The following is a 26820-nucleotide window of genomic DNA, read 5'->3' on the forward strand; positions in this document are numbered from 1 at the left end:
GCCGCTGGCCGGCAACCTCGGCGAACTCGCAGCCGGGCAGGGCCTGGCTCTACTGGCGGTTATCCGGGGTCGTGCCGACCAACGGTCGGCACCCACCGTCAACGCGCGGTGGTTTCCTCTTCGCGCTCCGGTTCCGGCGGCGGCAGCTGCTCGTCTTCGGCACGCTCGTTGCCCGGCAGGCTGGGGCGCGTTTCCATCAGCAGCGACAGTGCGGCCTTGGCCATCAGGTGCGCGCTGATCGGTGCGGTGATGAACAGGAACACGGTGATCAGCAGCTCGCGCGGCTGCGGGTCCTGGCCCAGGAAGATGTGGTAGCACACCGAGCACACCAGCACGCAGCCCACGCCCAGCGTGCTGGCCTTGGTCGGTGCGTGCAGGCGCTTGAAGAAGGTGGACAGCTTCACCAGGCCCAGTGCGCCGACCAGGATGAAGAAGCAGCCGAACAGCAGCAGGATCGACAGCGCGATCTGGATGAAGGTGATCATTCGACGATGTCCCGGCGCAGCACGAACTTGCTCAGCACCACGGTGCTGCCGAAGCCGAGCATGGCGATGATCAGCGCCGCCTCGAAGTAGATCGCCGAATTGAGGTACATGCCGAACAGCATCAGTTCGGCGATGGCGGTCACCGACAGCGTATCCAGTGCAAGGATGCGGTCGGGCACGGTCGGCCCGCGCAGCAGGCGCCAGGTGGCCAGCAGCATGGCCAGGCCGACCACGTGCATGCACACCACCAGGGTGGTCTGGATGATCTGGAATCCAGTCATGGGAAGATCTCCATCAACGGGGCTTCATAACGGCGCTTGATCGTGTCGATCAGCTCCTGCGGGTCTTCCAGGTGCAGCACGTGCACCAGCAGGAATTTGCGGTCGTCGCTGAGGGCGGCCGACACCGTGCCGGGAGTCAGGGTGATCATGCTGGTCAGCGCGGCGATGCCGTGGATGTTGGCGATGTCCAGCGGCAGCCAGATGAAACCAGGGTGGATGTACTTTTCCGGGCCCAGTACCTGGATGGCCACGCGGATGTTGGACATCAGGATGTCCCACAGGGTCACGAACAGCAGCTTCGGCAGCGGCCGCAGGGTGCCGATGCGGGCGAACTCGCGGTCCAGGCGCGCGGCGAACAGCGGAATGACCACGCCCAGCAGCAGGCCCAGCAGGAACTGGCCAAGCGTGAAGCTGTCGGACATCAACAGCCAGAACACCACCACCATCACGCTCAGCGCGGGCGAGGGCAGCAGGCGGCGGATCGGGGAACGCTTGGCGGTCATGGCTGGCGGATCTCCGGCGTGGTCGCGCGCAGCTGCTGCGCGTAGTCGCCCGGCTGCAGCAGCTGGGTGGCGATGGCGTCGGTGTGCTGCATCAGCGGGGCAGCGAACAAGGTCATGCCGATGCCGTACGCCAGCAGGATGCAGGCCGCAAACAGCTCCACACGGCGCAGTGGTGCCTTGCGCGGTGGCGGTGCATCGGGATCGGGCAGCGGCACGCGCCAGAACAGGCGGATGCCGCCGCGGGTCAGGCCCATGATGACCAGCAGGCTGCTGACCAGCACTGCGGTCCACACCGCGCCGGTGTACTGCGCCGGCATGCCGGCCAACAGCGCGGCCTTGGCCAGGAAGCCGGACAGCGGCGGCAGGCCGGCCACCGACACCGCCGCAATCAGGAACAGCACGGCCGGGGTCTCCTTGCCGGGCATCGGTGCGATCACTTCCTTGCGGTCGCTGGCGCCGCCACGGCGGCGTCGGATCAGGTCGGCGACCAGGAACAGTGCGGCGGCGACGAAGCTGCTGTGCGGCAGGTAGTACAGGCCGGCCGACAGCACCTCAGGCGTGCCCACCGAGAAGGCGATGAACAACGTGGCCGCCGAGACGATCACCAGATACGAAATCAGCACGCGCAGGCGCGCGGCGGCCAACGCGCCCAGGCCACCCAGCACCAGCGTCGCTACGCCGGCCCACAGCAGCCAGTCGCGGCCGTAGCCGGCCATCGCCCCCGCATCCTCGCCGAACCACAGCATCTGGATGCGCAGCACGGCATACAGGCCCACCTTGGTCATGATCGCGAACAGCGCCGCCACCGCAGCCGGCGCACGCGCATACGATTCGGGCAACCACAGGTACAGCGGCATCAGCGCGGCCTTGGCACAGAACACCAGCAGCAACAGGCCCATCGTCGCCTTCACCAGGGTCAGCTGCGCAGGCGGCACTTCGGCGATGCGCTGCGAGAGCTCGGCCATGTTCAATGAACCCAGCGAGGCGTACAGCAGGCCCAGTGCGATCAGGAACAGGGTCGAGGCGGTGACGTTGAACACCACGTAGTGCAGGCCGATGCGCATGCGCAGGCCACGGCCGCCACTGAGCAGCAGGCCGTAAGAGGCGATCAGCATCACCTCGAAGAATACAAACAGGTTGAAGATGTCGCCGGTCAGGAAGGCGCCGTTGAGGCCGACCAGCTGGAACTGGAACAGCGCATGGAAGTGCGGTGCGCGCCGGTCCCAACCCGAACACGCATGCAGCAGGCAGGGGATGGCCAGCAGCAGGGTGGTCAGCAGCATCCACGCCGACAGCCGGTCGGCCACCAGTGCGATGCCCAGGCGCGACGGCCAGTCACCCAGCAGGTACACGCGGATGTCGCCGCCAGCGGTGTCGGCGAACAACAGCCCGACCACCACCGCCAGCGCGCCCAGCGCGGTCCACGCCACGGCGCGCTGCACCTTCGGCCCATAGCGGCGGTGTTCGACGAACAGCGACAGCGCAGCGCCGAGCAGCGGTACCAGGATCGGCAGGATCACCAGATGATTCATGCGCGGTCCTCGCCCCGGCGCGGCGGTGCATCGTCGTCCGGCTCGTGCGCGTCCACGTGGTCACTGTGGTTGTCGCTGCGGCTGCGCATGGCCAGCACGATGCTGACGGCGGTCATCGCAAAGGCAATGACGATGGCGGTCAGCACCAGCGCCTGTGGCAGCGGGTCGGTGTAATTACCCAGGTGGCTTTCCACGCCTTCCTGCAGCACCGGCGCCTTGCCCTGCACCACGCGGCCACCGGCGAAGATCAGCAGGTTGGTGGCGTAGGACAGGAAGGTCATGCCGAGGATCACATCGAAGCTGCGCGCGCGCAGCAGCAGGTAGATGCCGATGGCGGTCAGCACGCCGATCGCAGAGGCCAGGGCCAGTTCCATCAGTGCATCTCCCCCGTTCGTGCCGAGCGGCGTTGCAGGTCGATCTCGCCCTTGCGCGCGGTGCGCGTCCGCGAGGGTTTGACGGTGGCCATCATCGACAGCATCAGCATCGCGCCACCGAACACCACCAGGTACACGCCGATATCAAAACCAATCGCGCTGGCCAGCGGTACATCGCCGATCAACGGCAGGTGCAGGTCCAGGTGGCCGCTGGTCAGGAACGGCACGCCGAACAGCATCGACGCGGCGCCACTGAGGATGGCGATCAGCAGGCCGGTACCGATGCAGCGGATGTAGTCGAAGCCGAAGCGTGACTCCACCGAGGCGGTGCCCTGGATCACGTACTGGATCAGCAGCGGCACCGCCAGCACCAGGCCGGCGATGAAGCCGCCGCCCGGCGCGTTGTGGCCGCGCAGGAACAGGAAGATGGAGACCGTCAGGGTCAGCGGGAACATGATCTGGGCCAGATCGGCCGGCACCGGCAGCTTGATCGGCGGACCGGGCATGATCTGCTCCGGCGCCATCCGCGTGCGACGCAGCAGCGCATGCACGACCAGTGCGGCAATGCCGAACACGGTGATCTCGCCGAAGGTATCGAAGCCGCGGAAGTCGACCAGGATCACGTTGACCACGTTCTGGCCGTACGCCTCGGGCAGGGCACGGGCAAGCAGCTCGCCGGCCATGGTGTTCGGCGGCAGGGTCATCGCGCTGTAGGCCAGCGCGCCCAGGCCGGCACCGGCCACGATCGCGATCAGCGCATCACGGCGCTTGCGCCAGCGCGGCCGCTCCGGGCCGGACTGTGCCGGCAGGTAGTTCATGCCCAGCAGCATCAGCACCAGGGTCACCATCTCCACCAGCAGCTGGGTCAGCGCCAGGTCCGGTGCGGACAGGAACACGAAGGTCAGCGCCACCATCAGGCCGACGCCGCCGACCAGCAGCACGGCCAGCAGGCGCTGCTTGTACATGCGCAGGGTCGCCACCGCGCAGGACATCATCACCAGCCACAACGCCCAGCCCAGCAGCGGTATCGGCTGCGGTCTGGTCCATTCCGGCGAGGCCGGGTTGGCGATGTAGGGCGCGGCGGCGACCACGATCGCCACCAGCACCAGGCCCAGCAGCATGCGCTGCAGGCTGCCGTTGGCGATGCCGGCGGTCAACCGCTGCGCACCGGCCGACAGCAGGTCCAGCTGGTGGTGGAAGACGTTGCGTCCCGGCGTGGTGTTGGTTACCGCATGCAGATCGATCAGCTTGCGCAGGCCGAAGTAGAGGGCTACGCCACCGACCACGCCAGCGGCGCTCATCGCCAGCGGCAGGTTGAAGCCATGCCAGATCGACAGGTTGTATTCGGGCATCGCGCTGCCGAGGATCGAGGCGGCTGCCGCGTGCAATACCGGGGCCACGGTCACGGCCGGGGCGATACCCACCGCCACGCAGATCACCACCAGGATCTCCACCGGCACCTTCATCCAGCGCGGCGGCTCGTGCGGCACGCGGTCCAGGCCATGCGGGCCCTTGCCGAAGAACGTGTCGTGCACGAAGCGCAGGCTGTAGGCCACGCCGAACACACCGGCCAGCAGCGCGGCGATCGACACCGCCGTGCGCATGGTGTCGGTGCCGCCCGCCGAGAGCGCTTCGGCGAACAGCATTTCCTTGGACAGGAAGCCGTTGAGCAGCGGGATGCCGGCCATCGCCAGCGAGGCGATGATCGCCAGCGCGCTGGTGAACGGCATCAGCCTGCGCAGGCCACCCAGCTTGCGCATGTCACGGGTGCCGGTCTCGTGGTCGATGATGCCGGCGGCCATGAACAGCGAGGCCTTGAAGGTGGCGTGGTTGATGATGTGGAACACGCCGGCGACCACCGCCATCGGCGTGGACAGGCCGAACAGCAGGGTGATCAGGCCCAGGTGCGAGATCGTCGAATAGGCCAGCAGGCCCTTCAGGTCATGCTGGAAGATCGCGTTCCAGGCACCGATCAGCAGGGTGATCGCACCGATGCCGCTGACCGTATAGAAGAACAGATCGCTGCCGGCCAATGCCGGATGCAGGCGCGCCAGCAGGAACACCCCCGCCTTCACCATGGTGGCCGAGTGCAGGTAGGCCGACACCGGGGTGGGCGCGGCCATCGCATGCGGCAGCCAGAAGTGGAACGGGAACTGCGCGCTCTTGGTGAAGATGCCCGCCAGCACCAGGAACAGGGCATAGGGGTACAGCGCGCTGGCGCGGATCTGCTCGCCGGCGGCCAGCACCACGTCCAGGTCGAAGCTGCCGACGATGCGGCCGATCAGCAGCACGCCGGCCAGCAGCGCCAGGCCGCCGCCACCGGTGATCACCAGCGCCATCCGCGCGCCCTCGCGCGCGTCCTGGCGGTGCGACCAGAAACCGATCAGCAGGAACGAGCTGATGCTGGTCATTTCCCAGAAGACCATCAGCAGCAACAGGTTGCCCGACAGCACCATGCCCAGCATGGCGCCCATGAACAGCAACAGGTAGGTATAGAAGCGGTGCGCGTTGTCCTGGCTGCTGAGGTAATAGCGCGCATACAGCACCACCAGCGCGCCGATGCCCAGCACCAGCCCCGCGAACATCCAGGCCAAGCCATCCAGGCGCAGGGTGAAGTCCAGGCCGATCTGCGGCAGCCACGGCACCATCGTGCGCACCACCTGGCCATCAAGCACCGATGGGGTCAGCCAGGCGAGGATCGCCAGCCCGCCCAACGGCGCCAGCGCCGCCAGCCAGGCAGCAGTCGAGCGCGAACTACGGGGGAAGGCTGCGACAGCCACTGCCATGAGGAACGGCAGGGCCAGCAGCAGGGGCAGGCTGGGGAGCATGCAGGGAATCCATGATTCACGAGCAGGTCAGGGAGCATAACAGGCTGCCAAATGTCGCCGAAACCCATTGAACAGCGATCAATTGCATGTAACGTGCGCTGATTCATTTTTTCTGCGATGCAGCATGCCGCGCGGATGACCCATCAGGACCCGGTGGGCAGGTCCACCCTACGCCCACGCAGGGATAGCGCAGCCCCTGTCGCACAGGGACCGCCGCCGCTGGGCGGGGCAAGGTGAGGAGGTCACCGCGGCAGGCTGGCAGGCGCGCCGTGCAGTGTCGGTGACGGGATCTGCCCGTTCAGGAAACGAAGGCGTCGACGCGGCGACGCTGGTCAGTAGCGCCAGTCGAGCTTGCGATAGGCCTTGGCCATCACCCACGCCGGGCCGATCAGCAGGTAGGTCAGGTCGGTCAGGAAGCTGGGCTTGCGGCCTTCGAACTTGTGGCCGATGAACTGCGCGATCCAGGCGACGACGAAGACGCCGATGGCCAGCGAGCGCAGGTTGTGCAGGCCGATTTCCGCTTCCAGCAGCCGGCACAGGCAGCCGAACACGAAGAACTGGATGAGCATGCCGATGCCCAGCGGACGCGACAGCTTGTTGTAGAAGCACCACGCGCTGAACATCGCGAACGCCGACCAGATGCCGTACTGGAACCAGGTGATCAGCGGCGGCACGCACCACAGCAGGGCCACCACCGACCACAGGATCGCCGGCACCGCCACCACGTGGATGCGCTGGTTGACCACATTGCGGTGGTCGTCGGAGTAGCTGGCGAAATAGCGGTCGATCGGACGCGCAAGCTGGGTGCTGGTCTGCATGTGGCCAGCATACCCCGGGCGGGGCCGGCAGTAGAGCCAGGCCATGCTTGGCTGCAGGTTCGCGGGGTTGCCGGCCAGCGGCCGGCACTACCAACCGCCAGTAGAGCCAGGCCATGCCTGGCTGCAGGTTCGCCGAGGTTGCCGGCCAGCGGCCGGCACTACCAACCGCCAGTAGAGCCAGGCCATGCCTGGCTGCAGGTTCGCGGGGTTGCCTGCCAGCGGCCCGCACTACCAACCGGTAGTAGAGCCAGGCCATGCCTGGCTGCAGGTTCGCCGGGGTTGCCGGCAAGCGGCCGGCACTACCAACCGTCAGTAGAGCCAGGCCATGCCTGGCTGCAGTTTCGCCGGGGTTGCCGGCCAGCGGCCGGTACTACCAACCGGCAGTAGAGCCAGGCTATGCCTGGCTGCAGGTTCGCGGGGATTGCCGGCCAGCGGCCGGCACTGCCAACCGCCAGTAGAGCCAGGCCATGCCTGGCTGCAGTTTCGCCGGGGTTGCCGGCCAGCGGCCGGCACTACCGCACTCAGAACGCCCCCGCCACGCGGGCCGGGGGCGCAGGGGAATCAGTCGACGCTGATCCCGGCCAGGCGCTGCAGCGCTTCGGCGTACTTGGCGCGGGTGCGCTCGATGATCTCCGCCGGGATGCTCGGGCCCGGAGCGGTCTTGCCCCAGTCCAGCGTCTCCAGGTAGTCACGCACGAACTGCTTGTCGTAGCTCGGCGGGCTGGTGCCCACTTCGTACTCGTCGGCAGGCCAGTAGCGCGAGGAATCCGGCGTCAGCATCTCGTCCATGATGTACAGGCGACCGTCGGCGTCGGTACCGAACTCGAACTTGGTGTCGGCCAGGATGATGCCGTGCTCGCGTGCGTAATCGGCCGCGAACTTGTAGATGCGCAGCGTCGCGTCGCGCACCCGCTCGGCCATCTCCGCACCGACCGTCTTCACCATCGCGTCGAAGTCGATGTTCTCGTCATGGTCGCCAACGGCGGCCTTGGTCGAGGGGGTGAAGATCGGCTCGGGCAGCTGCTCGGCCTGGCGCAGGCCGTCGGGCAGCTCGATGCCGCTGACCTTGCCGGTGCGCTGGTAGTCCTTCCAGCCGCTGCCGATCAGGTAGCCACGGGCGATGGCTTCCACCGGTACCGGCTTCAGCTTGCGGGTGACCACCGCGCGCTTGGCGTACAGGGCCGCGTCCACGCCCTCGGGCAGCACGCTGGCCACATCGATGCCGGTCAGGTGGTTGGGCATCAGGTGCGCGGTCTTGGCGAACCAGAAGTTGGACACCTGGCAGAGCATCTCGCCCTTGCCCGGGATCGGGTCGGGCAGGACCACATCGAACGCCGACAGGCGATCGGTGGCGACCATCAAGAGGTAGTCCCCCGGTGGGGTACCGGCCGGCAGTCGCTCGCGCGGGATATCGAACACATCACGCACCTTGCCGCGGTGGCGCAAGGGCAGGCCGGGGAGATCGGATTGCAACAGCGTGGTTGGCACGGGCACTCCTGGGGCTTCGTCGAGACGGCTGCCCAGGGGACCCGGCGGGCCCGCAACTGGTCAGCGGGCGGCCTAGTGTAAAGCGGTCCGGGCCCGCTGTGACGTAAAATGAGCGTCCATTTCGTCGGCCGACCCCGGAGCGCCATGCGCTGGTACGGAAAACTGCTCGGATTCATCGCCGGCGCCCTGCTGTTCCGGCCCAATCCGCTGTTCGGCGCGGTGGTCGGCCTGTTGCTGGGGCATGCCTTCGACAGCGACTGGTTCCGCCTGAACAAGGAGAACCCGTACCGCGAGCTGGGGCTGACCTCCGAGGCCACCGATGCCGAGGTCGAGCGCGCCTACCGCAAGCTGATCTCCCAGTACCACCCCGACAAGCTGGGCGGCGCCGCCCCCGAGCTGCAGCAGCAGGCCGAGCAGAAGTCGCGGCGCATCAACGCCGCCTACGACCGCATCAAGACCCTGCGCAAGCGCTGACCCCATTGCCCCGCCTGCGGGCGGGAGACCCCTTTCCCCGTTCCGAAGGCCCCGGCCATGTCCAACTGCCTCATCGCTCCTTCCATCCTCTCGGCCAACTTCGCCCGCCTGGGCGAGGAAGTCGACAACGTCCTGGCCGCGGGTGCCGACTGGGTCCATTTCGATGTGATGGACAACCACTATGTGCCCAACCTGACCATCGGCCCGATGGTCTGCCAAGCCCTGCGCAAGCACGGCGTCACCGCGCCGATCGACGTGCACCTGATGGTCGAGCCGGTCGACCGCATCATCCCGGACTTCGCCGAGGCCGGTGCCACCTACATCAGCTTCCACCCGGAGGCCAGCCGCCACGTGCACCGCACCATCCAGCTGATCCGCTCGCTGGGCTGCAAGCCGGGCATCGTGCTCAACCCGGCCACCCCGGTGGACATCCTCGACTGGGTGCTGGACGACCTCGACCTGGTGCTGCTGATGTCGGTCAACCCGGGCTTCGGCGGCCAGGCCTTCATTCCGTCGGCCTTGGACAAGCTGCGCGTGGTGCGCCAGAAGATCGATGCCAGCGGCCGTGACATCCGCCTGGAGATCGATGGTGGCGTGAAGGCCGACAACATCGGCGAGATCGCCGCCGCTGGCGCCGACACGTTCGTCGCCGGCTCGGCCATCTTCAACGCCAAGACCAGCTACCAGGACGTGATCGCGCAGATGCGCGCCAACGTCGCTGCAGCGCGCTGACAAAAAGGGGACGGAGGGGATTAAGCTCGTTCAATTCCCTCCGTTCCCTCTTCGCCCATGGCACTGTTGAACATCCGCCCGGCCACCGTCGCCGACGCCGGCCTGATCCTTCGGTTCATCCGCGAACTGGCGATCTACGAGAAGGCCGAGCAGTCGGTGCAGACCGACGAGATCGGCATCGCCGAAAGCCTGTTCGGCGCCGACGCCACCGCCCGCGCGCTGGTCTGCGAGGCCAACGGTGAAGCCATTGGCTACGCGGTGTATTTCTACAACTATTCCACTTGGCTGGGGCGCAAGGGCATCTATCTGGAAGACCTGTACGTGAGCCCGGAAAAACGCGGCTCCGGCGCGGGCAAAGCGCTGCTGAAGTACATCGCCCGCCAGGCGGTAGCTGAAGGTTGTGGTCGCTTCGAATGGTCAGTGCTGGACTGGAACACGCCGGCCATCGAGTTCTACACCGCAGCCGGCGCCAGACCGCAGGACGAGTGGACGGTGTACCGGTTGGAAGGTGAGGCGCTGAAGACATTCGCCGGGTAGGCCGTTTCCTGGTGACTGGTGTGCCGATGAAATACGCCATTGCCGCACTCCGCCAGCGGCTGCCGGCCCCGATTGCTGTCTGCAGGCAGGCGCTGGAGGCTTCCGGCGGTGACCTGTCACAGGCGCACGCCTTGGTGGTTGATCAGCTCGTGGCCGATTACGGGCACCGCACAGGGTTGGGTGCCGCCGAGGCGGCCATCGAGCTGCAGGCCGCTGGCCATGACGTGGAACACGCCATGGTGCTTTGGCGTCGCCGCCACCCATCGCCGCCGCCGCGGCCATTCGCGGCGCTTGAAAAGGGATGGGCGCTGGCAGCGGAGCTGGCTTCGGTGGGCGCCGGGTTGCGCTGCTTCGCCCATGTCATTCCTGGCGAACAAGACACCTACGAGCTGCGCTTGATCACCCATGCCGCACGCTTCACCGAGACCGCCTATGGCTTCGACTACGACTACGCCATGCAGGACGCGCAGACGCGGGTGGAACGCAGGTTCGTGACCGGAGTTCCGGCGCTCGACCTTCTGTTGCAGGAGTACGCAATTGATGAAGCGATGTTGTGCAGCATCGATGCCTTCGACAGCTGCCTCCTGCACGGTCCCATCGAGGCTTACCTGTGAGCCGGCCTCTACACCCGCGCGATGGGTAAAAAAAAGCCACGCCAAACACTGGCGTGGCCTTGCTGCATGCGTGGGAGGCTGATCCTGCCTCCATCCGTCGTCCCTGCTATGGCCTTCCATTCTCCCGGTGGCCGATGACACCTGCATGACATGCCGCGCGGGCGAGCCCAGCGCCCTGACCTGAACGGTGGCCGCTGCCTTTCACTGGCCCCGAACGCGCGGTTGCTAGCCTGTGCCGCCCTTCCCTGGAAGCACCGCATGAGCACCCCCCGCTGGCGCCTGATCCTCAACGGCAAGTCCGCAGGCAACGATGACCTGCGCGAGGCCGTGGGCCACTGGCGCGAACGCGGTGTGCAGCTGGAAGTGCGGGTGACCTGGGAAGACGGTGATGCCGAGCGCTATGTCGCCGAGGCCATCGACCACGGCGTGGACGTGATCGTGGCGGCCGGCGGCGACGGCACGCTCAGCGCGGTCGCCGAGACGCTGGCGCATCGCGACGAGCCGGCTGAGGCGCTGCCTTCGCTCGCGCTGGTCCCGATGGGTACCGCCAACGATTTCGCCACCGCTGCCGGCATTCCGGTGGAGCCGCAGGAGGCCTTCGCACTGGTTGCCGGCGGCCACCCACGCCCCATGGACCTGCTGCGCGTCGATGCCGACGGCAAGCCATGGTGGTGCGCAAACCTCGCCAGCGGTGGCTTCGGTACCCAGGTCACGGTGGAAACCGATGCCGGCTTGAAGAAGATGCTCGGCGGACTGGCCTATGTCATCACCGGTATCGCCAAGCTCGGCCGCATCGAACCCATCACCGCACGCCTGAGCGGGCCGGACTTCCAGTGGGAAGGTGGGTTCATCGCGCTGGGTATCGGCAACGGCCGTCAGGCCGGTGGCGGCCAGCAGCTGTGCCCCCAGGCACTGATCGATGACGGCCTGCTGGACGTCACCGTGGTGCCGGAACTGGAGGGTGAAGTCGCAGCCACCCTTGGACAGATGCTGACCGGCGGCAAGGAGGCGGCGCTGGAACGTGTCGCCACGCGCGCGCAGCTGCCGTGGCTGCAGATCGACGCACCGCAGCCGTTGACGTTGAACCTGGATGGCGAACCGGTGCAGGCACGCCGCTTCCGCATCGACTGCGTGGCGGCCAGGGTGCGGATGCATCTGCCGGATGACTGCGTGCTGCTTTCCGGCAGCTGACACAGGAATCAGAGCAGCGGAATGTCTTCTTCCTTGCTCGGGAATTTGAAGGCCTCGCGCTTCCTGCGGATGTGGTCGGGCATCGGCGGGCGGGGGATGTTGCGCTCAGCCAGCCATTGCTGGCATTTCTTCTGCCACGGCAGGTTGTCGGGTGTGGTGATTTCCCAGTAGATGTCCTCGACCATCAATTGCCGAGCCGTCCTGCCAGAGTTCTGGGGCACGCGCTCGGGTATGGTGGGATCTGCGCCATGCTGCAGCAACCAGTAGGCGTAGTCGAATCCGCCTCTTCCCGTGTACCAGCTCAGCACGGTGTCATCCCCCAGGCTTCTGCGGTTGGATTCATTCACGTCTGCGCCGTTCTTGACCAGGGTCTGGACATTCTTCCACTGGTTTCCACTGATGAAGGCTTGGAAGAGAAGCGTTTCATTGTTGGCATTTCGTGTATTGGGATTTCCCCCGTGCCTCAGCAGCAGCTCCAGGAAGCGGGAGTCGTCCATCTTGGCTGCGTAGACCATGGCGTTGCTGTAACCAAGTCTGCGTCCATCGACCGTCTTGTATGCGCGTGCATTCGGATCTGCGCCGTTGTCCAAGAGAGCGCGCAACCCATCAAGATTCTTCGCCCGGAGGGGCCACGCCACCAAGGGGATGCCAGCATCGCGAGCGAAGACCTTGTCGGGATCGACGCCTTCGTCCTTTACCAAGCGCGTGATCGTGTCGGCATCCCCTTGCTCGCTGGCAACGGCCAGCTCAAGCGCCTTGCCCTTGAAGTAGCTGCTGGCACCATGCGTTGACTGTGGCGTGCAGCCCGGAATCAGAAACAGCGCTGCTGCCAGAAGGGCGGGATACGCAATGATGCGTCGCAGGTGAACGTCCATGTCAGAGCTCCTTACAGCAGCGGAATGTCTTCTTCCTTGCTCGGGAACTTGAAGGCCTCGCGCTTCCTGCGGATGTGTTCGGGCATCGGCGGGCGGGGGATGTTGCGCTCAGCCAGCCATTGCTGGCATTTCTTCTGCCACGGCAGGTTGTCCGGCGTGGTGATTTCCCAGTAGATGTCCTCGACCATCTTCTGCCGGCCAGGCTGGCTGGACCCTTCCGGCTTTGCAATCGCTGGATCAGCACCATGTTCCAGTAGCCAGTATGCGTAGTCGAAGCCGCCTCGCGTCGTGTACCAGCTCAGGACCGTGTCATCGCCCAGGTCCAGGCTTGATTCATTGATGTTGGCCCCGTTCTCAATCAGTACCTGGATGTTCTTCCACTGATTTCCGCTGAGGAATGCCTGCAGCAGTAGAGTCTCGTTGGCTGAGTTGCGGGTGTTGGGGTCTCCGCCATGCTTCAGGAGCAGCTCCAGGAAGCGAGGGTCGTCCATCTTTGCCGCGTAGACCATCGCATTGTTGTAACCAAGCCTGCGCCCGTCCACCGTCTTGTATACGCGTGCATTCGGATCTGCGCCGTTGTCCAGGAGAGCGCGCAACCCATCAAGATTCCTCGCCCGAATGGGCCACGCCATCAGGGGGATTCCAGTGTCACGAGCGAAGACTCTGTCGGGATTAACTCCTTCGTTCTTTATCAGGCGCCGAACGGTGTCCGAATCGCCATGCTCGGTTGCTATCGCAAGCTCGAGGTTTTTTCCGTCGAAGTACTGTTCGGCGCCATGGCTCGATGAAAAGGCGCATCCGCTCACCATCAGAAAGATGGCGTAGAGCACTATCGGGAACGTCCTTTTCAAACTTTCAAAAACATGAATGGGCATGTTGATTCCGCAACGGTGCTCGAGACGTGACATTAGCAAACGGATCTGATAATCGATATGTGTCGCGGGGGCATGTCCCCTCAAGGTGGATGGAGCTTGCCATGAAGGATCACGACATTGACGCGCGGGCACGCGCAGTCCAGGAACAGCGCGAGCTTGTGGAGCAGTTGCGCGCAAGCGGCCACAATGAAGATGCAGATCGCTTGCAGGAGACATACCACGCACGTGAGATGTCTGGACTTGCCTCCGATGTGTATCAGTCAGCCAAGCATGCTGGCGAACCGCCGGCGGGCTGGACTCGCGCAAGCACGGATCCTGCAGCTTTGCGTGCGGCGGGCTTCGAACTGTCGGACGCAACCGTCCGCGACCTGTTACAGCCACCTGAATCGGGATTCCGTGCCGAAATCTACATCCCGGACAAGCGCGTCTTCGGCGAGGATGCGAAACCTGTCGTGGTCTACAAGGGATCTACGGGTGAGATTGTTGATCCTCTGGCGCCCGATGGAAAACGCGAATCCGGTGGCGAGGATTTCCTCAACAACGGTCAGCAGGGCATTGGCATGCGCAGCGATTACTACGATCGCGCCATGCGTCTTGCCTCCATCGTCAATCAGGAGCGCCCCGGTGGCTTCGAAATCGCCGGTCACTCCCTCGGTGGCGGCATGGCGTCCGCCGCGTCCGCAGTCACCGGCGCACGTGCCACCACGTTCAACGCCGCCGGCCTGCATCCGGCTACCCCGGCACGTTTCGCCAAGGACAACGGCCTGCCAACCTTCGATACGCAGCAGACCGTGCACACCTATCAGACCACCGGTGAAGTGCTGAACGATGTGCAGAACGGCATGCACCGCCTGAGCGAGCAGCAACGTCGTGGCTACGGCGTGCTTGCCAACGAGCTGGGCATGGTGCTGAAGGATCCGGCCATGCAGAAGGTCGTCGGTGAAAAGCTGCGCGAGATGCTGCCCCCAGGAGCGCAGACCTCCGCCGCACAGTTCATCGAACAGCTGGCGAGCCAGCCTGGCCAGCAGGCGTTGCGCGATATTCCGCTCGCGGCAGGGCGCCTGGAATTGTTGCTTGAGCCCAAGACCCGCGATGCGCAAGGGGCACTCGTCGATCGCCCGCACGTGGCGCCGCCCAGCCAGGTGGCGGAACTGGCGGGGCCGTTGTCCACCGTGCTGCACGCCACGGCCTACGGCATGCGTAGCGGTCGCCTGGCCGGCGAGCAGGTCGAGCGGGCGGGCGCTGCCACTGCCCAGGTGCTGGACAGAACGGGCGATGGCGTCGAGCGTGTGCTGAAGACCGAAGGCATGGTCATCGGCCAGGTGGTGAACATGGGCTCGGCCAGCCTGCAGTTGGGTACCCGGGCGACGAGCACGGTGGTTGCTTCGGGGCGCGAACTGACCGGAAGCATCGAATCCACCCTGCACCGCGTCGAATCGCAGACCCGCTCCCATGGCCTGTCCGCACTGTCGTGGGTCGCTGGCCGGGTGGGCGCGGACAACGTCGCCGGCAGGCTTGCCAAGCAGGCCGAAGACGTCCGTGACCACGGCGAGCAACATGCGCAGCATGCGACGAAGCAGGCCCTTGCTGATGCCGCAGGCACGCGCGCGGCGGGCGAGCGCGTGGCCGCCGCCATCAACCACGACGGCCAATGGGTCGCTGGCAAGCTGCAGAACGGGTTCGCCACCGCCGGCGCCCATGTTGACCGCGGCTATGACCTGGTGGCCTCCCATGTGAAGGGCATTACTGCCAAGGCGCCGATCACACTGTCCGCGGTAGGGGGTGCTGCGGTGGGCATCGGGGCTGCCGCTGCGACCCACTTGCCGACCGGCAACCTGGCGTTGGACGCAGCGAAGCTGCACAACCTCGACAAGTCCGAACGCGTCATCCGCGGAATGATGCCGGCCTTCAGTGAGGCGACCGCCCGCCATGGCATGGATCCGACGGTCATCCCCAGCCTGGACTCGGAACTGATCAAGCAGGAGGCCGCCGCCCGGAAACTGGTCGAGCGGCCCCCGCACGTCCAGCCTGCCGCCGAAAGCCGGCAGGCCAGCCGTGCCGCCGAACCCTCGGCGCAGGCGATCGGCATCGACCATCCCTCCCATGCCGGCAACCCCCTGTTTGTGGGTGCCCAGACCGGGGTCCACGCGCTGGACCGCGCCCACAACCGGGTGCCTGACCTGCAGAGCGACCAGCTCGCCGGCGCACTGGCCGTGCAGGCCAAGCGCGAGGGGCTGGAGTCCATTTCCCACGTGGTGCTCAGCGACGACCACAGCCGCGCCTTCGCGGTGGATACGCCTGACCTGAACGCCGCGCACCGTCGACATGCCCACGTCGAAGTGGCGGCGGGCATGGCCCAGCCGTTGAGCGCGAGCACCGCCCAGATGGACGCGATCAATGCCACTCGCGAGCAGGCGCAGGGGGTGTCGCTGGCCCAGCAGCAGGTGCACGAGACCCAGGAACAGGCACGGCGGATGGGCTAGGGCGGCGTAAACCGCCCGTCGCCAAAGGGTTTCCCTGCGGCCAAAGCTGCGATACAGTCATTGGGTGTCCAGCCTGACGACCCCGCATACCCTTTCTTCCGCACGCCGTTGGTGGCGATGGTGGCCTGTTGCCGTCGTCCGTCCCCATAACGCTGTGTCCCGGAAGGAAAGTCGTCTTGATCTCGCACGCTCAGTTTCAGCAGCAGGCCGCTGAAGGCCACACCCATATTCCCGTTGTCCGCGAAGTGCTGTCCGACCTGGACACGCCGCTTTCGGTCTATCTGAAGCTCGCCGACGGCCCCAATACCTACCTGTTTGAATCCGTCGAAGGCGGCGAGCGCTTTGGTCGTTACTCGATCATTGGCCTGCCGGCACGTCGCGTGTACGCCTTCCACGGCCACACCCTGACGGTGCGCGAGGACGGCCAAGTGGTGGAAACCCGCGAGGTGGCCGATCCGTTTGCCGAGGTCGAGGCGCTGCGCAGTGCTCACTCGGTGCCGAAGCTGGAAGGCCTGCCGGGCTTCACCGGTGGCCTGGTCGGCTGGTTCGGGTTCGAGTGCATCGGCTACATCGAGCCGCGCCTGGCATCGCCGGCCGGCCGCGACGAACTGGGCACTCCGGACATCCTGCTGCTGCACTCCGATGAGCTGGCGGTGTTCGACAACCTGAAGGGCCGGCTGTACCTGATCGTGCACGCCGACCCGCGCGTCGAAGGCGCCTTTGAACAGGCCCAAGCGCGCCTGGACGCATTGGCGGCCAGGCTGCGCGCGCCGGGTGCCGGCTATCCGGCACCACTCACCAGCGACGTGCTGGACGAGTCCGATTTCGTTTCAGGTTTCACCCGCGAAGGCTTCGTCGATGCGGTCCAGCGCAGCAAGGAGTACATCCGTGCCGGCGACATCTTCCAGGTGGTGCTCAGCCAGCGCCTGAGCGTGCCATTCAAGGCGCGCCCGGTGGATGTGTATCGCGCGCTGCGTGCACTGAATCCGTCGCCGTACATGTATTTCCTCGATGTCGGCGACCTGCAGGTGGTCGGCTCCTCGCCGGAAATCCTGGTGCGTCTGCAGGACGGTGAAGTGACCGTGCGCCCGATCGCCGGCACCCGCCCGCGCGGCGCCACGCCGGAACTGGACCAGGCGCTGGAAGTCGAGCTGCTGGCCGATCCGAAGGAACGCGCCGAGCACTTGATGCTGATCGACTTGGGCCGCAACGACGCCGGCCGCGTGTCCAAAGCCGGTACCGTGGAAGTGGGCGAGCAGTTCGTGATCGAACGCTACAGCCACGTCATGCACATCGTCAGCGAAGTGACCGGGCAGCTGCAGCCGGGCCTGAGCTACGCCGACGTGCTGCGCGCCACCTTCCCGGCCGGTACGGTCAGCGGCGCGCCGAAGATCCGCGCGCTGGAAGTGATCCGCGAACTGGAACCGATCAAGCGCAATGTCTACGCCGGCAGCATCGGTTACATCGGCTGGCACGGCGATGCCGATACCGCGATCGCGATCCGCACCGCCGTGATCAAGGACGGCCGCCTGTACGTGCAGGCCGGCGCCGGCATCGTCTACGACTCGGACCCGGACAAGGAATGGGACGAGACGATGAACAAGGGCCGCGCGCTGTTCCGTGCCGTCGCCCAGGCCGCCAAGGGCCTGTGAGTTTCCCCGTGCTGTGGCCTGCGCCGCAGCACCCCTCGCTGTTTCCGTTCAAGACAAGGAGTACCGCATGAAGCTGCTGAGCGCATTGCTGTGGTCGTCGCTGCTGGCCACGATGGCCCCGTCTGCCTGGGCGCAGGCCAACACCATTCCCTCGCAGCCGCACCTGCTGGTGAAGGGCGAGGGCGCGCGAACGGTGATGCCGGACCGGTTCACCGTCGAACTGCTGGTCAAGTCCACCGATCTTCAGCCGGATACAGCGCGCTCGCGCGTGCAGGGCAATGTCGATGCGGTGCTGGGTGCGTTCAAGCGCAACCATGCACTTCCGGCAAGCGTGGTGGCGGACAACCTGACCATCCAGCCGGACTACCGCTACAGCGTGCAGGGCAAGCAGGAATACTTGGGGACACGGGTGAGCCGGCGGCTGAAAGGCAGCTTCGGCACCACCGGCGACCTGCAGGCCTTCCTGCGCGCGGTCGATGCCAGCGATGACCTGCAGATCAGCAGCATGCGGCCTGGCTACTCGAAGGAAGCCGCACTGCGTGGCGAACTCAAGGCCGAAGCGGCAACGCAGACACGCGCCTCCGCCAAGCACCTTGCCACGGCCTATGGCGCGCGCATCACCGGCCTCTACAGCATCTCCGACGTGGCCCCGAACTTCGCCTACGGCGTGCAGGCAGGCAACTGGCCCCGCAGCGGCGATCTGGTGACGCCGCCTTCGCCGCCCTCGCCCGAGGCGCCGATGAACAGCATCGAGACCACGGGCTCGCGCCTGTCCGAATCCATCGAAGCCGGCCCCATCACCTACACCGAAAACGTGTACGCCATTTTCCTGATAAGCGACGGAACCTGACCATGTTGTGGATGATCGACAACTACGACAGCTTCACCTACAACCTCGTGCAGTACCTGCAGACGCTGGGTGCCGAAGTGAAGGTGGTGCGCAACGATGCGATGAGCGTGGACGAGATCGCCGCGCAGAAGCCCGAACGCATCGTCATTTCGCCCGGCCCGTGCACGCCCAACGAAGCGGGCGTGTCGCTGGAGCTGATCCGGCGCCTGGGCCCGACCACGCCGATCCTCGGCGTGTGCCTGGGCCACCAGGGCATCGGCCAGGTCTACGGCGGCACGGTCATCCGCGCCGGCAACATCATGCACGGCAAGACCTCGCCGATCCGCCATGAAGGCAAGGGCGTGTTCGCCGGCCTGCCGGACGGTTACCAGGCCACCCGCTACCACTCGCTGGTGGTGGACAAGCACAGCCTGCCCGACGCGCTGGAAGTGACCGCGTGGACCGAGAACGAGGATGGCTCGATCGAAGAGATCATGGGCCTGCGCCACCGCCAGTTCCCGGTGGAGGGCGTGCAGTTCCATCCCGAATCGATCCTCACCGAGCATGGTCACGCGCTGCTGCGCAATTTCCTGCAGCGCCCGGCTGCCTGATCCAAGGAGTATTCCGATGAGCTTCTCCCCCCAGGAAGCCCTGCAACGCACCATCGAACACCGCGAAATCTTCTTCGACGAAATGGTCGACCTGATGCGGCAGATCATGCGCGGCGATGTTTCGCCGATGATGACCGCCGCCATCCTCACCGGCCTGCGCGTGAAGAAGGAAACCATCGACGAGATCGCCGCCGCGGCGACGGTGATGCGCGAATTCGCGCTGGCTGTGCCGGTCGCCGATACCACCCACCTGGTCGACATCGTCGGCACCGGTGGCGATGGCTCGCATACGTTCAACATCTCAACCTGCGCGATGTTCGTTGCTGCTGCCGCCGGCGCGCGCGTAGCCAAGCATGGCAACCGCAGCGTGTCGTCCAAGTCCGGCAGCGCTGATGCGGTCGAGGCATTGGGCGCGGCGATCGAGCTGCAGCCGGCGCAGGTGGCGGCGGCCATCGAACAGACCGGCATCGGTTTCATGTTCGCGCCGATCCACCATCCGTCGATGAAGGTGGTGGCGCCGGTGCGTCGCGAGATGGGCGTGCGCACCATCTTCAACATCCTCGGGCCGCTGACCAACCCGGCCAGCGCACCGTCGGTGCTGATGGGCGTGTTCCATCCCGACCTGGTGGGCATCCAGGCGCGCGTGCTGCGCGAGCTGGGTACCGAGCGTGCGATGGTGGTCTGGGGCCGCGACAACATGGACGAGATCTCGCTGGGCGCCGGCACCCTGGTGGGTGAGCTGCGCGACGGCAAGGTGCGCGAGTACGAGATCCATCCGGAAGACTTCGGCATCGCCATGTCGGCCAGCCGCAACCTGCGCGTGGACGGCCCGGAGCAATCCATTGCCATGCTGCGCGCGGTGCTCGACAACGAGCCGGGTCCGGCGCTGGACATCGTCGCCCTGAATGCGGGCGCAGCGTTGTACGTGGCCGGCGTAGCCAGCGATATCGGCGACGGCCTGGCCCGTGCCCGCGCGGTCATCGCCGATGGCAGCGCCCGTGCCCGCCTGCAGCAGTATGTCGATACCACCCGCGCGCTGGTTGCCTGAGCGCGCGGTTCAGCCTGACCCACCCGATGGCCGATAATGGTCGTCCTCACCGCCCCAGCACCGACCCGACGACGATGAGCGATATCCTGCAGACGATCCTGGCCCGCAAGGCCGAAGAAGTAGCCCAGCGCCGCGCCCAGCGGCCGCTTGAGGAGCTGCAGGCCGCGCTGGCCGATGCGCCACCGGTGCGCGGTTTCGTGCGCGCGCTGCAGGCCGCGGTGGCCAATGGCGATCCGGCGGTGATTGCCGAAGTGAAGAAGGCCAGCCCGTCCAAGGGCGTGATCCGCCCCGACTTCCGCCCGGCCGACATCGCGGTCAGCTATGAGTTCGGCGGCGCCAGCTGCCTGTCGGTGCTGACCGACGTGGACTTCTTCCAGGGCGCCGACGTCTACCTGCAGCAGGCCCGCGATGCCTGCACGCTGCCGGTGCTGCGCAAGGACTTCGTGATCGACGCCTACCAGGTGGTCGAGGCGCGCGTGCTCGGCGCCGACTGCATCCTGCTGATCGTCGCCGCGCTGGACGATACGCAGCTGGCCACGCTGTCCGAACTGGCGATGTCGCTGGGCATGGACGTGCTGGTGGAAGTGCACGACATCGACGAACTGGAGCGTGCGCTGCAGGTGCCGGCGCCGATGATCGGCATCAACAACCGCAACCTGCGCACCTTCGAGGTGTCGCTGCAGACCACGCTGGACATGCGCCTGGCCGTGCCGCGCGATCGCCTGCTGGTCACCGAGAGCGGCATTCTCGGCCCGCAGGACGTGGCGTTGATGCGCGATGCCGGCATCCACGCGTTCCTGGTCGGCGAGGCCTTCATGCGCGTGGAAGAGCCGGGCGAGGGTCTGCGTCAGCTATTCTTCGCAGCATGAAAACGTACTATCCAACGCCGCGCGAGGATGCGCCGCTGGTGGTCTTCGACTTCGACCACACCCTGTATGACGGCGATTCGGGCACCCACCTGTTCGCCTCGCTGATCAAGCGCAACCCGCTGCGGATGCTGGCGGCGCTGCTGGTCACCCCGATCGCCGGGCCGATGGTGGCGATGCTGCCGACCCGCCGTGCCGGTATCTCGGTCTATGTCTGGATCGGCAGTTTCGGGCTGCACCGCGCGCGTGAGTTCAACAGGGTGATCGACGCCTACGTGCTGCGCAACGAAGCGCAGATGCGCGCCAAGCTGTTGCCACAGGCGCTGGAGGTGTTCGCCGCGCATCGTGCCAAGGGCGACCGCGTGGTGGTGGCCACCGGTGCGCCGCCGGAGTTGGCCCGTGCGATCCTGGCCTTTGTCGCTCACCAGGACGTGCCGGTGATCGGCACCGAAGTGGGGCCGCGTCTGGGCGGGGTAGGGCCGACCCGTCACTGCCACAACGAAGAGAAGATGCGCATGCTGCGCGAGCGCGGCTACGGCGACATCGACATCGCCTATTCCGACAGCACCGCCGATCTCCCGCTGCTGCTGGCGGCGAAAGCGCCGGTGGTGGTCAATCCGAAGCCTGCCAAGGTGGAATTCTTCCGCCGCGTGCTGCCGGCCGGCACCCGCATCCTCAACTGGGGCTGCGTGGACCGCGGTGGCGACAAGGCGTAATCGATCCCGCCTGCCCGCCGGGCAGGGACCCGGTAGTGCCGGCCGCTGGCCGGCAACCTGGCAAGCGTTTCCGCAGTTCATGAGGTTGCCGGCCAGCGGCCGGCACTACCGAAGCCCGCGCGGGTAGCGCCGGGCCACGCCCGGCGGGCGGTCAGCGGCCCAGGTACCCGAACAGTGCATGGCCCACCTGGAACAGGCTGATGCCCAGCACCAGCACGCCCACTGCGACCAGCACCCAGCGCTCCTTCACCCGCTTCACCAGCACCGCCGCCACCGGCGCGGCCATCATGCCGCCGATCAACAGGCCGGCGACGATCTGCAGGTGCTGCACCCCCATCGACAGCAGGAACGTGGCCGAAATGGTCAGGGTGACCACGAACTCGGCCGCGTTGACGGTGCCGATGGTGGTCCTGGCCTGGCCACCGCGGGCGAGCAGGGTGGAGGTGGCCACCGGGCCCCAGCCGCCGCCGCCGCTGGCATCGAGCAGGCCAGCGAAGAATCCCAGCACCGGCACCCGGCGGATCTCGCCCTTGGGCATCCAGCGGCCGGCCGCGCGGGCCAGGATGATGATGGCTAGCACCAGCAGGTACAGGTAGATCAGCGGGCGGATCAGGTCGCCAGGGACCTGTGTCAGGACGTACGCGCCGAGTGCACCACCCAGTGCGCCGGGCAGCGCGAGGCGGAAGAACAGGCGTTTGTCGACATTTCCTGCTACCAGATGCGACACACCGGATGCGCCGGTGGTGAACACCTCAGCGGTATGGACGCTGGCGCTGACCTGTGCGGGAGGCAGCCCCATGCTGAGCAGCACCGATGAAGAAACCAGCCCGAATGCCATGCCCAGCGCACCATCGACCAGCTGTGCGCCAAGGCCGATGAGGATGAACCACCAGAATTCGCTGCTCAGTTCCATGGATCGAGCCTAGCGGAAGCGGGTGTGCGGGACATGCGATGGCACGTCGCACGTATGGCGACCCGCCGGGCATGGCCCGGCGCTCCCGGCGCAGATCCTGTGGTAGCGCCGGGCCATGCCCGGCGGACACCGGGTGGTCAACGGGTGCCGTACAGCACCACGGTCTTGCCGCGGGCGTGCAGCAGGCCGTCGGTCTGCAGCTTCTTCAGCACCCGGCCGGCCATTTCGCGCGAGCAGCCGACCAGGCGGGCCAGTTCCTGGCGTGAGACGCGCAGCTGGCTGCCCTGCGGATGGCTCATCGACTCCGGCTCCTGCGCCAGATCGTGCAGGGTGCGCACGATACGGTCGGTGACATCCAGGAACGCCAGGCGGCTGGCCTTGCGGCTGGTGTCCAGCAGGCGCTTGGAGATCTGCTGGCCCAGCGCGTACAGCAGGCGCGGGGCATCGGCCGACAGCGGGCCGAGGAACAGCTGATGCAGGCGCTCGTAGCTGATTTCGGCCAGCTCACAGGCGGTGCGGGTGCGCAGGATCACCTCGCGGCGGTCCGACTCCACGAACAGGCCCATCTCGCCGACGAACTCACCGGCGCCGAAATAGCCCAGCACCAGCTCGCGGTCCTCCTCCTCCTCGGCCATGATCGAAACCGAGCCGCTGATGACGTAATACAGGGTTCCCGCCGGGTCACCGGGTCGGAAGACGTCGGTACGGGTGGGATAGCGCCGCCTGTGGCTGTGTGCCAGGAAGCGGTCGATTGTTGCGATGTCCAAGGCCAATGGGCTGCTAGCTAGGCGCACGGTTGACACGATAGGGGCGCTCCCTCTGCGCATGAACGGATTCACGGGGTCGATAGCGGAGCTTAACCAGCGCAATTGTTAAGGGCAAACAGTGTGCCAGAACCTGAGCGTCTTCACGTTCCCCCTGGAGACACTTATGCCGCATAATTCCCCCTTTCCCTTCTTACACAGGAATCGACCGCCGTGGTCAAGCCGTTGCCTCGCCTGAGGTTGCAGGGTTTCAACAACCTCACCAAGGCGCTGAGCTTCAACATCTATGACGTGTGTTACGCGCGCACCGAAGAGGAGCGTCAGCGTTACATTGAATACATCGATGAAGAGTACAACGCCGACAGGCTTACTCAAATCTTGACCGATGTCGCTGAGATCATCGGCGCCAACATCCTCAACGTGGCGCGCCAGGATTACGATCCGCAGGGTGCCTCGGTGACGATCCTGATCTCCGAAGAGCCGGTGATCGACAAGAAGCAGGCCGGCAAGGAGTTGATTTCCGATGCCGTGGTCGCGCACATGGACAAGTCGCACATCACCGTGCACACCTATCCGGAAACGCACCCGCAGGAAGGCATTGCCACCTTCCGCGCCGATATCGACGTGGCTACCTGTGGCGTCATTTCGCCGTTGAAGGCACTGAACTACCTGATCGAGAGCCTGGAATCGGACATCGTGATCATGGACTACCGTGTCCGTGGCTTCACGCGTGATGTGAAGGGCAAGAAGCATTACATCGATCACAAGATCAACTCGATCCAGAACTTCCTGGCCAAGAACATCAAGTCGCGTTACGAGATGTTCGACGTCAATGTCTACCAGGAAAACATCTTCCACACGAAGATGCACCTGAAGGACTTCGACCTGGACCAGTACCTGTTCGAGGAAAAGGCCAAGAACATCTCGTTCAAGGAACGCATGAAGATCGAAGCGCTGCTGCGTCGTGAGATCGAAGAGCTGTTCCACGGCCGCAACCTGGCTGAGTGACCCATGTGCGATGCCGGTAGGCATCGCCACCCAGGCGGGACGCCCCGCCCCGTGGAGCCTGCGCTTGGCGCAATCTTCAGTTCCACGGCGATGTACCGACCTACGGCCCGGTGTGAAAACACCGGGCCGTTTCGTTTTTCCCAAAAAGGTAAGGAGCCCCCACCCATGCCCTGGATCTACCTGCTGCTGGCCGGTCTGTTCGAGATCGGATTCGCCCTTGGAATGAAGTACTCCGAAGGTTTCAGCAAACCCGTGCCGACCGCCCTGACGGTGGTGTCGGCGCTGATCAGCCTGTACTTGATGAGCCAGGCGATGAAGAACATTCCGGTCGGCACGGCCTATGCGATCTGGACCGGCATCGGCGCCATGGGCGTGACCATACTGGGCATCTACCTGTTCAACGACAGCGCCTCGCCGGCACGCTTGGCCTGCGTGGGCCTGATCGTGGCCGGCGTGATCGGCCTGAAGCTGGTGTCACCCAATTAATCCCGGTAGTGCCGGCCGCTGGCCGGCAACCTCATGACCTGCGGCAACCCATGCGGGGTTGCCGGCCAGCGGCCGGCACTACCGTCAGGTGGCCTCACAGCCGGTAGGCAATGGTCTTCATCACCCTGGAGGCCAGCGCCATCGCGCCCGGAATCGGGAACGGCAGGCGGCGCGCGCCGGCCTGCTCGGCATGTTCGGCATGCCGGGCCTCGTCTTCCTTCATCACCCGGATGACCGCGCGGCTGCGCAGGTCGCCGGCCGGCAGGTCGACCAGGTGTTCGTCCAGATGGGCTTCCACCTGGCGCTCGGTCTCGACCACGAAGCCCAGGTTCCAGCCGTCGCCGCGCAGCCCGGCCAGGGTGCCGATGGTGTAGCTGCCGGCGTACCAGAGCGGATTGAACAGGCTGGGGCGGCTGTCCAGCTCGCTCAGGCGGGTGGCGCACCAGGCCAGGTGATCGGTCTCTTCCTGGGCCGCTTCCAGCAGATGTTCGCGGGTCGCCGGGTCGCGTGCCACCGCGGCCTGGCCGAAGTACAGGCCCTGGGCGCAGACCTCACCGACATGGTTGATCCGCATCAGCCCGGCCGCGTGGCGACGCTGGGCGCTGTCCATGCCGGGCTCGCCGGTGTCCGTGGCCGGATAGGGGCGGCTGGCCGGCGGGTTGCCGAACACCGTGTCCAGGGCGCGCTGCGCCTCGGTCAGCAGATGGTCCAGCGGAGTGGTCTGGCGAAGCACGGTCATGGCGGCACGGCGTGGAGCGGGGGAAGCCCGATTCTCGCCCGGCCCCGGTCCCCTGCCAACCCGGGGCGGGCGCCGGCTTGCACCCGCCAGCCAAGCTGCGTACAATGCCGCCCCTTACGCTCCACCTTTCACAACGCGTGGCAGAGTTCCGGCGAGTCCTTCGCCGCAATGAGCCCGACCTAACCAAGAGTTCTTCATGAGCACTTTCACTGCCAAGAACGAGACCGTCCAGCGCGACTGGTACCTCGTCGACGCCGAGGGCAAGACCCTGGGCCGTCTCTGCACCGAGCTGGCCCGCCGTCTGCGTGGCAAGCACAAGCCGGTCTACACCCCGCACGTTGATACCGGCGACTACCTGGTCGTCATCAATGCAGAAAAGATTGTCGTCACCGGCAAGAAGCTGCAGGACAAGATGTATCACCGTTTCACCGGTTACATCGGCAACCTGAAGACCGAATCCCTCGCCCAGGCGCTTGAGCGCCACCCGGAGCGCGTGATCGAGACCGCCGTCAAGGGCATGCTGCCGAAGGGCACGCTGGGTCGCCAGATGTACCGCAAGCTCAAGGTCTACGCCGGCACTGAGCATCCGCACGCCGCACAGCAGCCGCAGGTTCTGGATATCTAATCATGGCTATCACTCAAAACTACGGCACTGGCCGCCGCAAGTCCTCCACCGCTCGCGTGTTCCTGCGCAAGGGTTCGGGCAACATCACCGTCAATGGCCGTCCGCTGGACGAGTTCTTCGGCCGTGAGACCGCTCGCATGATCGTGCGCCAGCCGCTCGAGCTGACCAAGAACACCGAGAGCTTCGACATCCTGGTCACCGCCGCTGGCGGCGGCACCACCGGCCAGGCCGGTGCGATCCGTCTGGGTATCGCCCGCGCTCTGGTCGAGTACGACGAGACCCTGAAGTCCGAGCTGCGCAAGGCTGGCTTCATGACCCGCGACGCCCGCGAAGTCGAACGTAAGAAGGTCGGTCTGCACAAGGCCCGCCGCGCCACCCAGTTCTCCAAGCGCTGATTTACCGCGCCTGGTTGGGCTCCTTCGGGAGCCCGCTGGATGGAAAAGCAAAAGCCCGGCTTCGGCCGGGCTTTTGTC

At 66.0% G+C, this 26820-nt stretch carries 29 protein-coding genes; 16 read left to right on the forward strand and 13 right to left on the reverse strand.

All coding sequences use genetic code 11. The features are described from left to right. Positions 1 to 98 precede the first annotated feature (98 nt). From BW38_RS08525 to BW38_RS08490, 8 genes are all read right to left on the reverse strand, one after another. Complete coding sequence (locus tag BW38_RS08525; protein ID WP_025874597.1) at positions 99 to 485, reverse strand: Na+/H+ antiporter subunit G; 387 nt, start codon at positions 483 to 485, stop codon at positions 99 to 101. Beyond that, on the reverse strand, positions 482 to 766 hold the full coding sequence (locus BW38_RS08520) for a K+/H+ antiporter subunit F (protein WP_025874598.1): 285 nt from the start codon (positions 764 to 766) through the stop codon (positions 482 to 484). The genes BW38_RS08525 and BW38_RS08520 overlap by 4 nt, the downstream gene beginning before the upstream one ends. Continuing rightward, a complete protein-coding gene (locus tag BW38_RS08515; RefSeq protein ID WP_032976641.1) occupies positions 763 to 1269 on the reverse strand; it encodes a Na+/H+ antiporter subunit E in 507 nt (168 codons plus the stop codon). Before BW38_RS08515 ends, BW38_RS08520 begins: the two co-directional genes overlap by 4 nt. Continuing rightward, positions 1266 to 2801: a monovalent cation/H+ antiporter subunit D gene (locus BW38_RS08510; protein ID WP_032976642.1), complete on the reverse strand. Its 1536-nt coding sequence runs from the start codon at positions 2799 to 2801 to the stop codon at positions 1266 to 1268. Before BW38_RS08510 ends, BW38_RS08515 begins: the two co-directional genes overlap by 4 nt. After that, the gene (locus tag BW38_RS08505) at positions 2798 to 3175 is read right to left on the reverse strand and encodes a Na+/H+ antiporter subunit C (RefSeq protein WP_025874601.1); all 378 of its coding nucleotides are present in this window, start codon (positions 3173 to 3175) and stop codon (positions 2798 to 2800) included. Before BW38_RS08505 ends, BW38_RS08510 begins: the two co-directional genes overlap by 4 nt. Then, positions 3175 to 6003 carry a monovalent cation/H+ antiporter subunit A gene (locus BW38_RS08500; protein WP_032976643.1) on the reverse strand — a complete coding sequence of 943 codons (2829 nt, stop codon included), beginning with the start codon at positions 6001 to 6003 and terminating at the stop codon, positions 3175 to 3177. The genes BW38_RS08505 and BW38_RS08500 overlap by 1 nt, the downstream gene beginning before the upstream one ends. Before the next feature lie 332 nt (positions 6004 to 6335). Next, positions 6336 to 6821: an Mpo1-like protein gene (locus BW38_RS08495; protein WP_025874603.1), complete on the reverse strand. Its 486-nt coding sequence runs from the start codon at positions 6819 to 6821 to the stop codon at positions 6336 to 6338. A gap of 561 nt (positions 6822 to 7382) precedes the next feature. Continuing rightward, positions 7383 to 8309, reverse strand: a complete 927-nt coding sequence (locus BW38_RS08490) for a phosphoribosylaminoimidazolesuccinocarboxamide synthase (protein ID WP_032976644.1) — start codon at positions 8307 to 8309, stop codon at positions 7383 to 7385. Positions 8310 to 8453: 144 nt separating this feature from the next. Here BW38_RS08490 and BW38_RS08485 point away from each other — a divergent pair, with 144 nt between their 5' ends. From BW38_RS08485 to yegS, 5 genes are all read left to right on the forward strand, one after another. Continuing rightward, on the forward strand, positions 8454 to 8783 hold the full coding sequence (locus BW38_RS08485) for a DnaJ domain-containing protein (protein ID WP_025874605.1): 330 nt from the start codon (positions 8454 to 8456) through the stop codon (positions 8781 to 8783). A gap of 57 nt (positions 8784 to 8840) precedes the next feature. Further along, positions 8841 to 9515 carry a ribulose-phosphate 3-epimerase gene (gene rpe / locus BW38_RS08480; protein ID WP_025874606.1) on the forward strand — a complete coding sequence of 225 codons (675 nt, stop codon included), beginning with the start codon at positions 8841 to 8843 and terminating at the stop codon, positions 9513 to 9515. 57 nt (positions 9516 to 9572) lie between these two features. Continuing rightward, positions 9573 to 10052: a GNAT family N-acetyltransferase gene (locus BW38_RS08475; protein ID WP_032976645.1), complete on the forward strand. Its 480-nt coding sequence runs from the start codon at positions 9573 to 9575 to the stop codon at positions 10050 to 10052. Positions 10053 to 10078: 26 nt separating this feature from the next. After that, positions 10079 to 10666 (forward strand): hypothetical protein, encoded by a 588-nt coding sequence (locus BW38_RS08470; protein ID WP_032976646.1) that lies wholly within the window; start codon positions 10079 to 10081, stop codon positions 10664 to 10666. A gap of 258 nt (positions 10667 to 10924) precedes the next feature. Then, the gene (gene yegS / locus BW38_RS08465) at positions 10925 to 11857 is read left to right on the forward strand and encodes a lipid kinase YegS (RefSeq protein ID WP_032976647.1); all 933 of its coding nucleotides are present in this window, start codon (positions 10925 to 10927) and stop codon (positions 11855 to 11857) included. A gap of 8 nt (positions 11858 to 11865) precedes the next feature. On the opposite strand, the gene BW38_RS08460 is transcribed toward yegS, so the two are convergent. Together BW38_RS08460 and BW38_RS08455 are read right to left on the reverse strand one after the other, a co-directional pair. Beyond that, on the reverse strand, positions 11866 to 12732 hold the full coding sequence (locus BW38_RS08460; protein WP_051585041.1) for an ankyrin repeat domain-containing protein: 867 nt from the start codon (positions 12730 to 12732) through the stop codon (positions 11866 to 11868). A gap of 11 nt (positions 12733 to 12743) precedes the next feature. Further along, entirely contained in the window at positions 12744 to 13607 is an 864-nt protein-coding gene (locus tag BW38_RS08455) for an ankyrin repeat domain-containing protein (protein ID WP_051585043.1), read from the reverse strand. 323 nt (positions 13608 to 13930) lie between these two features. Between BW38_RS08455 and BW38_RS08450 the strand changes: the two genes are divergently transcribed. From BW38_RS08450 to BW38_RS08420, 7 genes are all read left to right on the forward strand, one after another. Then, a complete protein-coding gene (locus BW38_RS08450; RefSeq protein WP_235189960.1) occupies positions 13931 to 16090 on the forward strand; it encodes an XVIPCD domain-containing protein in 2160 nt (719 codons plus the stop codon). 176 nt (positions 16091 to 16266) lie between these two features. Beyond that, positions 16267 to 17742 (forward strand): anthranilate synthase component I, encoded by a 1476-nt coding sequence (gene trpE / locus BW38_RS08445; protein WP_032976649.1) that lies wholly within the window; start codon positions 16267 to 16269, stop codon positions 17740 to 17742. 67 nt (positions 17743 to 17809) lie between these two features. Further along, on the forward strand, positions 17810 to 18592 hold the full coding sequence (locus BW38_RS08440; protein WP_032976650.1) for an SIMPL domain-containing protein: 783 nt from the start codon (positions 17810 to 17812) through the stop codon (positions 18590 to 18592). Between the two features lie 2 nt (positions 18593 to 18594). After that, positions 18595 to 19182, forward strand: coding sequence for an aminodeoxychorismate/anthranilate synthase component II (locus BW38_RS08435; protein WP_032976652.1), 588 nt, complete (start codon positions 18595 to 18597; stop codon positions 19180 to 19182). Between the two features lie 16 nt (positions 19183 to 19198). Beyond that, positions 19199 to 20230: an anthranilate phosphoribosyltransferase gene (trpD, locus tag BW38_RS08430; RefSeq protein ID WP_025874615.1), complete on the forward strand. Its 1032-nt coding sequence runs from the start codon at positions 19199 to 19201 to the stop codon at positions 20228 to 20230. Between the two features lie 74 nt (positions 20231 to 20304). Next, the gene (trpC, locus tag BW38_RS08425; protein WP_025874616.1) at positions 20305 to 21099 is read left to right on the forward strand and encodes an indole-3-glycerol phosphate synthase TrpC; all 795 of its coding nucleotides are present in this window, start codon (positions 20305 to 20307) and stop codon (positions 21097 to 21099) included. Then, the gene (locus tag BW38_RS08420; protein ID WP_032976653.1) at positions 21096 to 21812 is read left to right on the forward strand and encodes a haloacid dehalogenase-like hydrolase; all 717 of its coding nucleotides are present in this window, start codon (positions 21096 to 21098) and stop codon (positions 21810 to 21812) included. The genes trpC and BW38_RS08420 overlap by 4 nt, the downstream gene beginning before the upstream one ends. Before the next feature lie 151 nt (positions 21813 to 21963). Here BW38_RS08420 and BW38_RS08415 read toward each other — a convergent pair whose 3' ends face one another. Together BW38_RS08415 and crp are read right to left on the reverse strand one after the other, a co-directional pair. Next, positions 21964 to 22725, reverse strand: coding sequence for a sulfite exporter TauE/SafE family protein (locus BW38_RS08415; RefSeq protein ID WP_025874618.1), 762 nt, complete (start codon positions 22723 to 22725; stop codon positions 21964 to 21966). A 137-nt stretch (positions 22726 to 22862) separates the two neighbouring features. Continuing rightward, complete coding sequence (crp, locus tag BW38_RS08410) at positions 22863 to 23552, reverse strand: cAMP-activated global transcriptional regulator CRP (RefSeq protein WP_025874619.1); 690 nt, start codon at positions 23550 to 23552, stop codon at positions 22863 to 22865. A gap of 150 nt (positions 23553 to 23702) precedes the next feature. Here crp and speD point away from each other — a divergent pair, with 150 nt between their 5' ends. Together speD and sugE are read left to right on the forward strand one after the other, a co-directional pair. Beyond that, positions 23703 to 24497 (forward strand): adenosylmethionine decarboxylase, encoded by a 795-nt coding sequence (gene speD, locus BW38_RS08405; RefSeq protein ID WP_025874620.1) that lies wholly within the window; start codon positions 23703 to 23705, stop codon positions 24495 to 24497. Between the two features lie 165 nt (positions 24498 to 24662). Beyond that, the gene (gene sugE / locus BW38_RS08400; RefSeq protein ID WP_032976654.1) at positions 24663 to 24983 is read left to right on the forward strand and encodes a quaternary ammonium compound efflux SMR transporter SugE; all 321 of its coding nucleotides are present in this window, start codon (positions 24663 to 24665) and stop codon (positions 24981 to 24983) included. A 94-nt stretch (positions 24984 to 25077) separates the two neighbouring features. Here the strand turns inward: sugE and coq7 are convergent, their stop codons facing one another. Beyond that, entirely contained in the window at positions 25078 to 25722 is a 645-nt protein-coding gene (coq7, locus tag BW38_RS08395; RefSeq protein ID WP_032976655.1) for a 2-polyprenyl-3-methyl-6-methoxy-1,4-benzoquinone monooxygenase, read from the reverse strand. A 196-nt stretch (positions 25723 to 25918) separates the two neighbouring features. On the opposite strand from coq7, the gene rplM reads away from it, so the two are divergent. Then, on the forward strand, positions 25919 to 26347 hold the full coding sequence (gene rplM / locus BW38_RS08390; protein WP_025874623.1) for a 50S ribosomal protein L13: 429 nt from the start codon (positions 25919 to 25921) through the stop codon (positions 26345 to 26347). 2 nt (positions 26348 to 26349) lie between these two features. Continuing rightward, positions 26350 to 26742: a 30S ribosomal protein S9 gene (gene rpsI / locus BW38_RS08385; RefSeq protein WP_005411311.1), complete on the forward strand. Its 393-nt coding sequence runs from the start codon at positions 26350 to 26352 to the stop codon at positions 26740 to 26742. The last annotated feature ends 78 nt before the right edge of the window (positions 26743 to 26820 follow it).

This window comes from Stenotrophomonas sp. RIT309, from assembly GCF_000632045.1.
GTDB lineage: Bacteria > Pseudomonadota > Gammaproteobacteria > Xanthomonadales > Xanthomonadaceae > Stenotrophomonas > Stenotrophomonas indicatrix.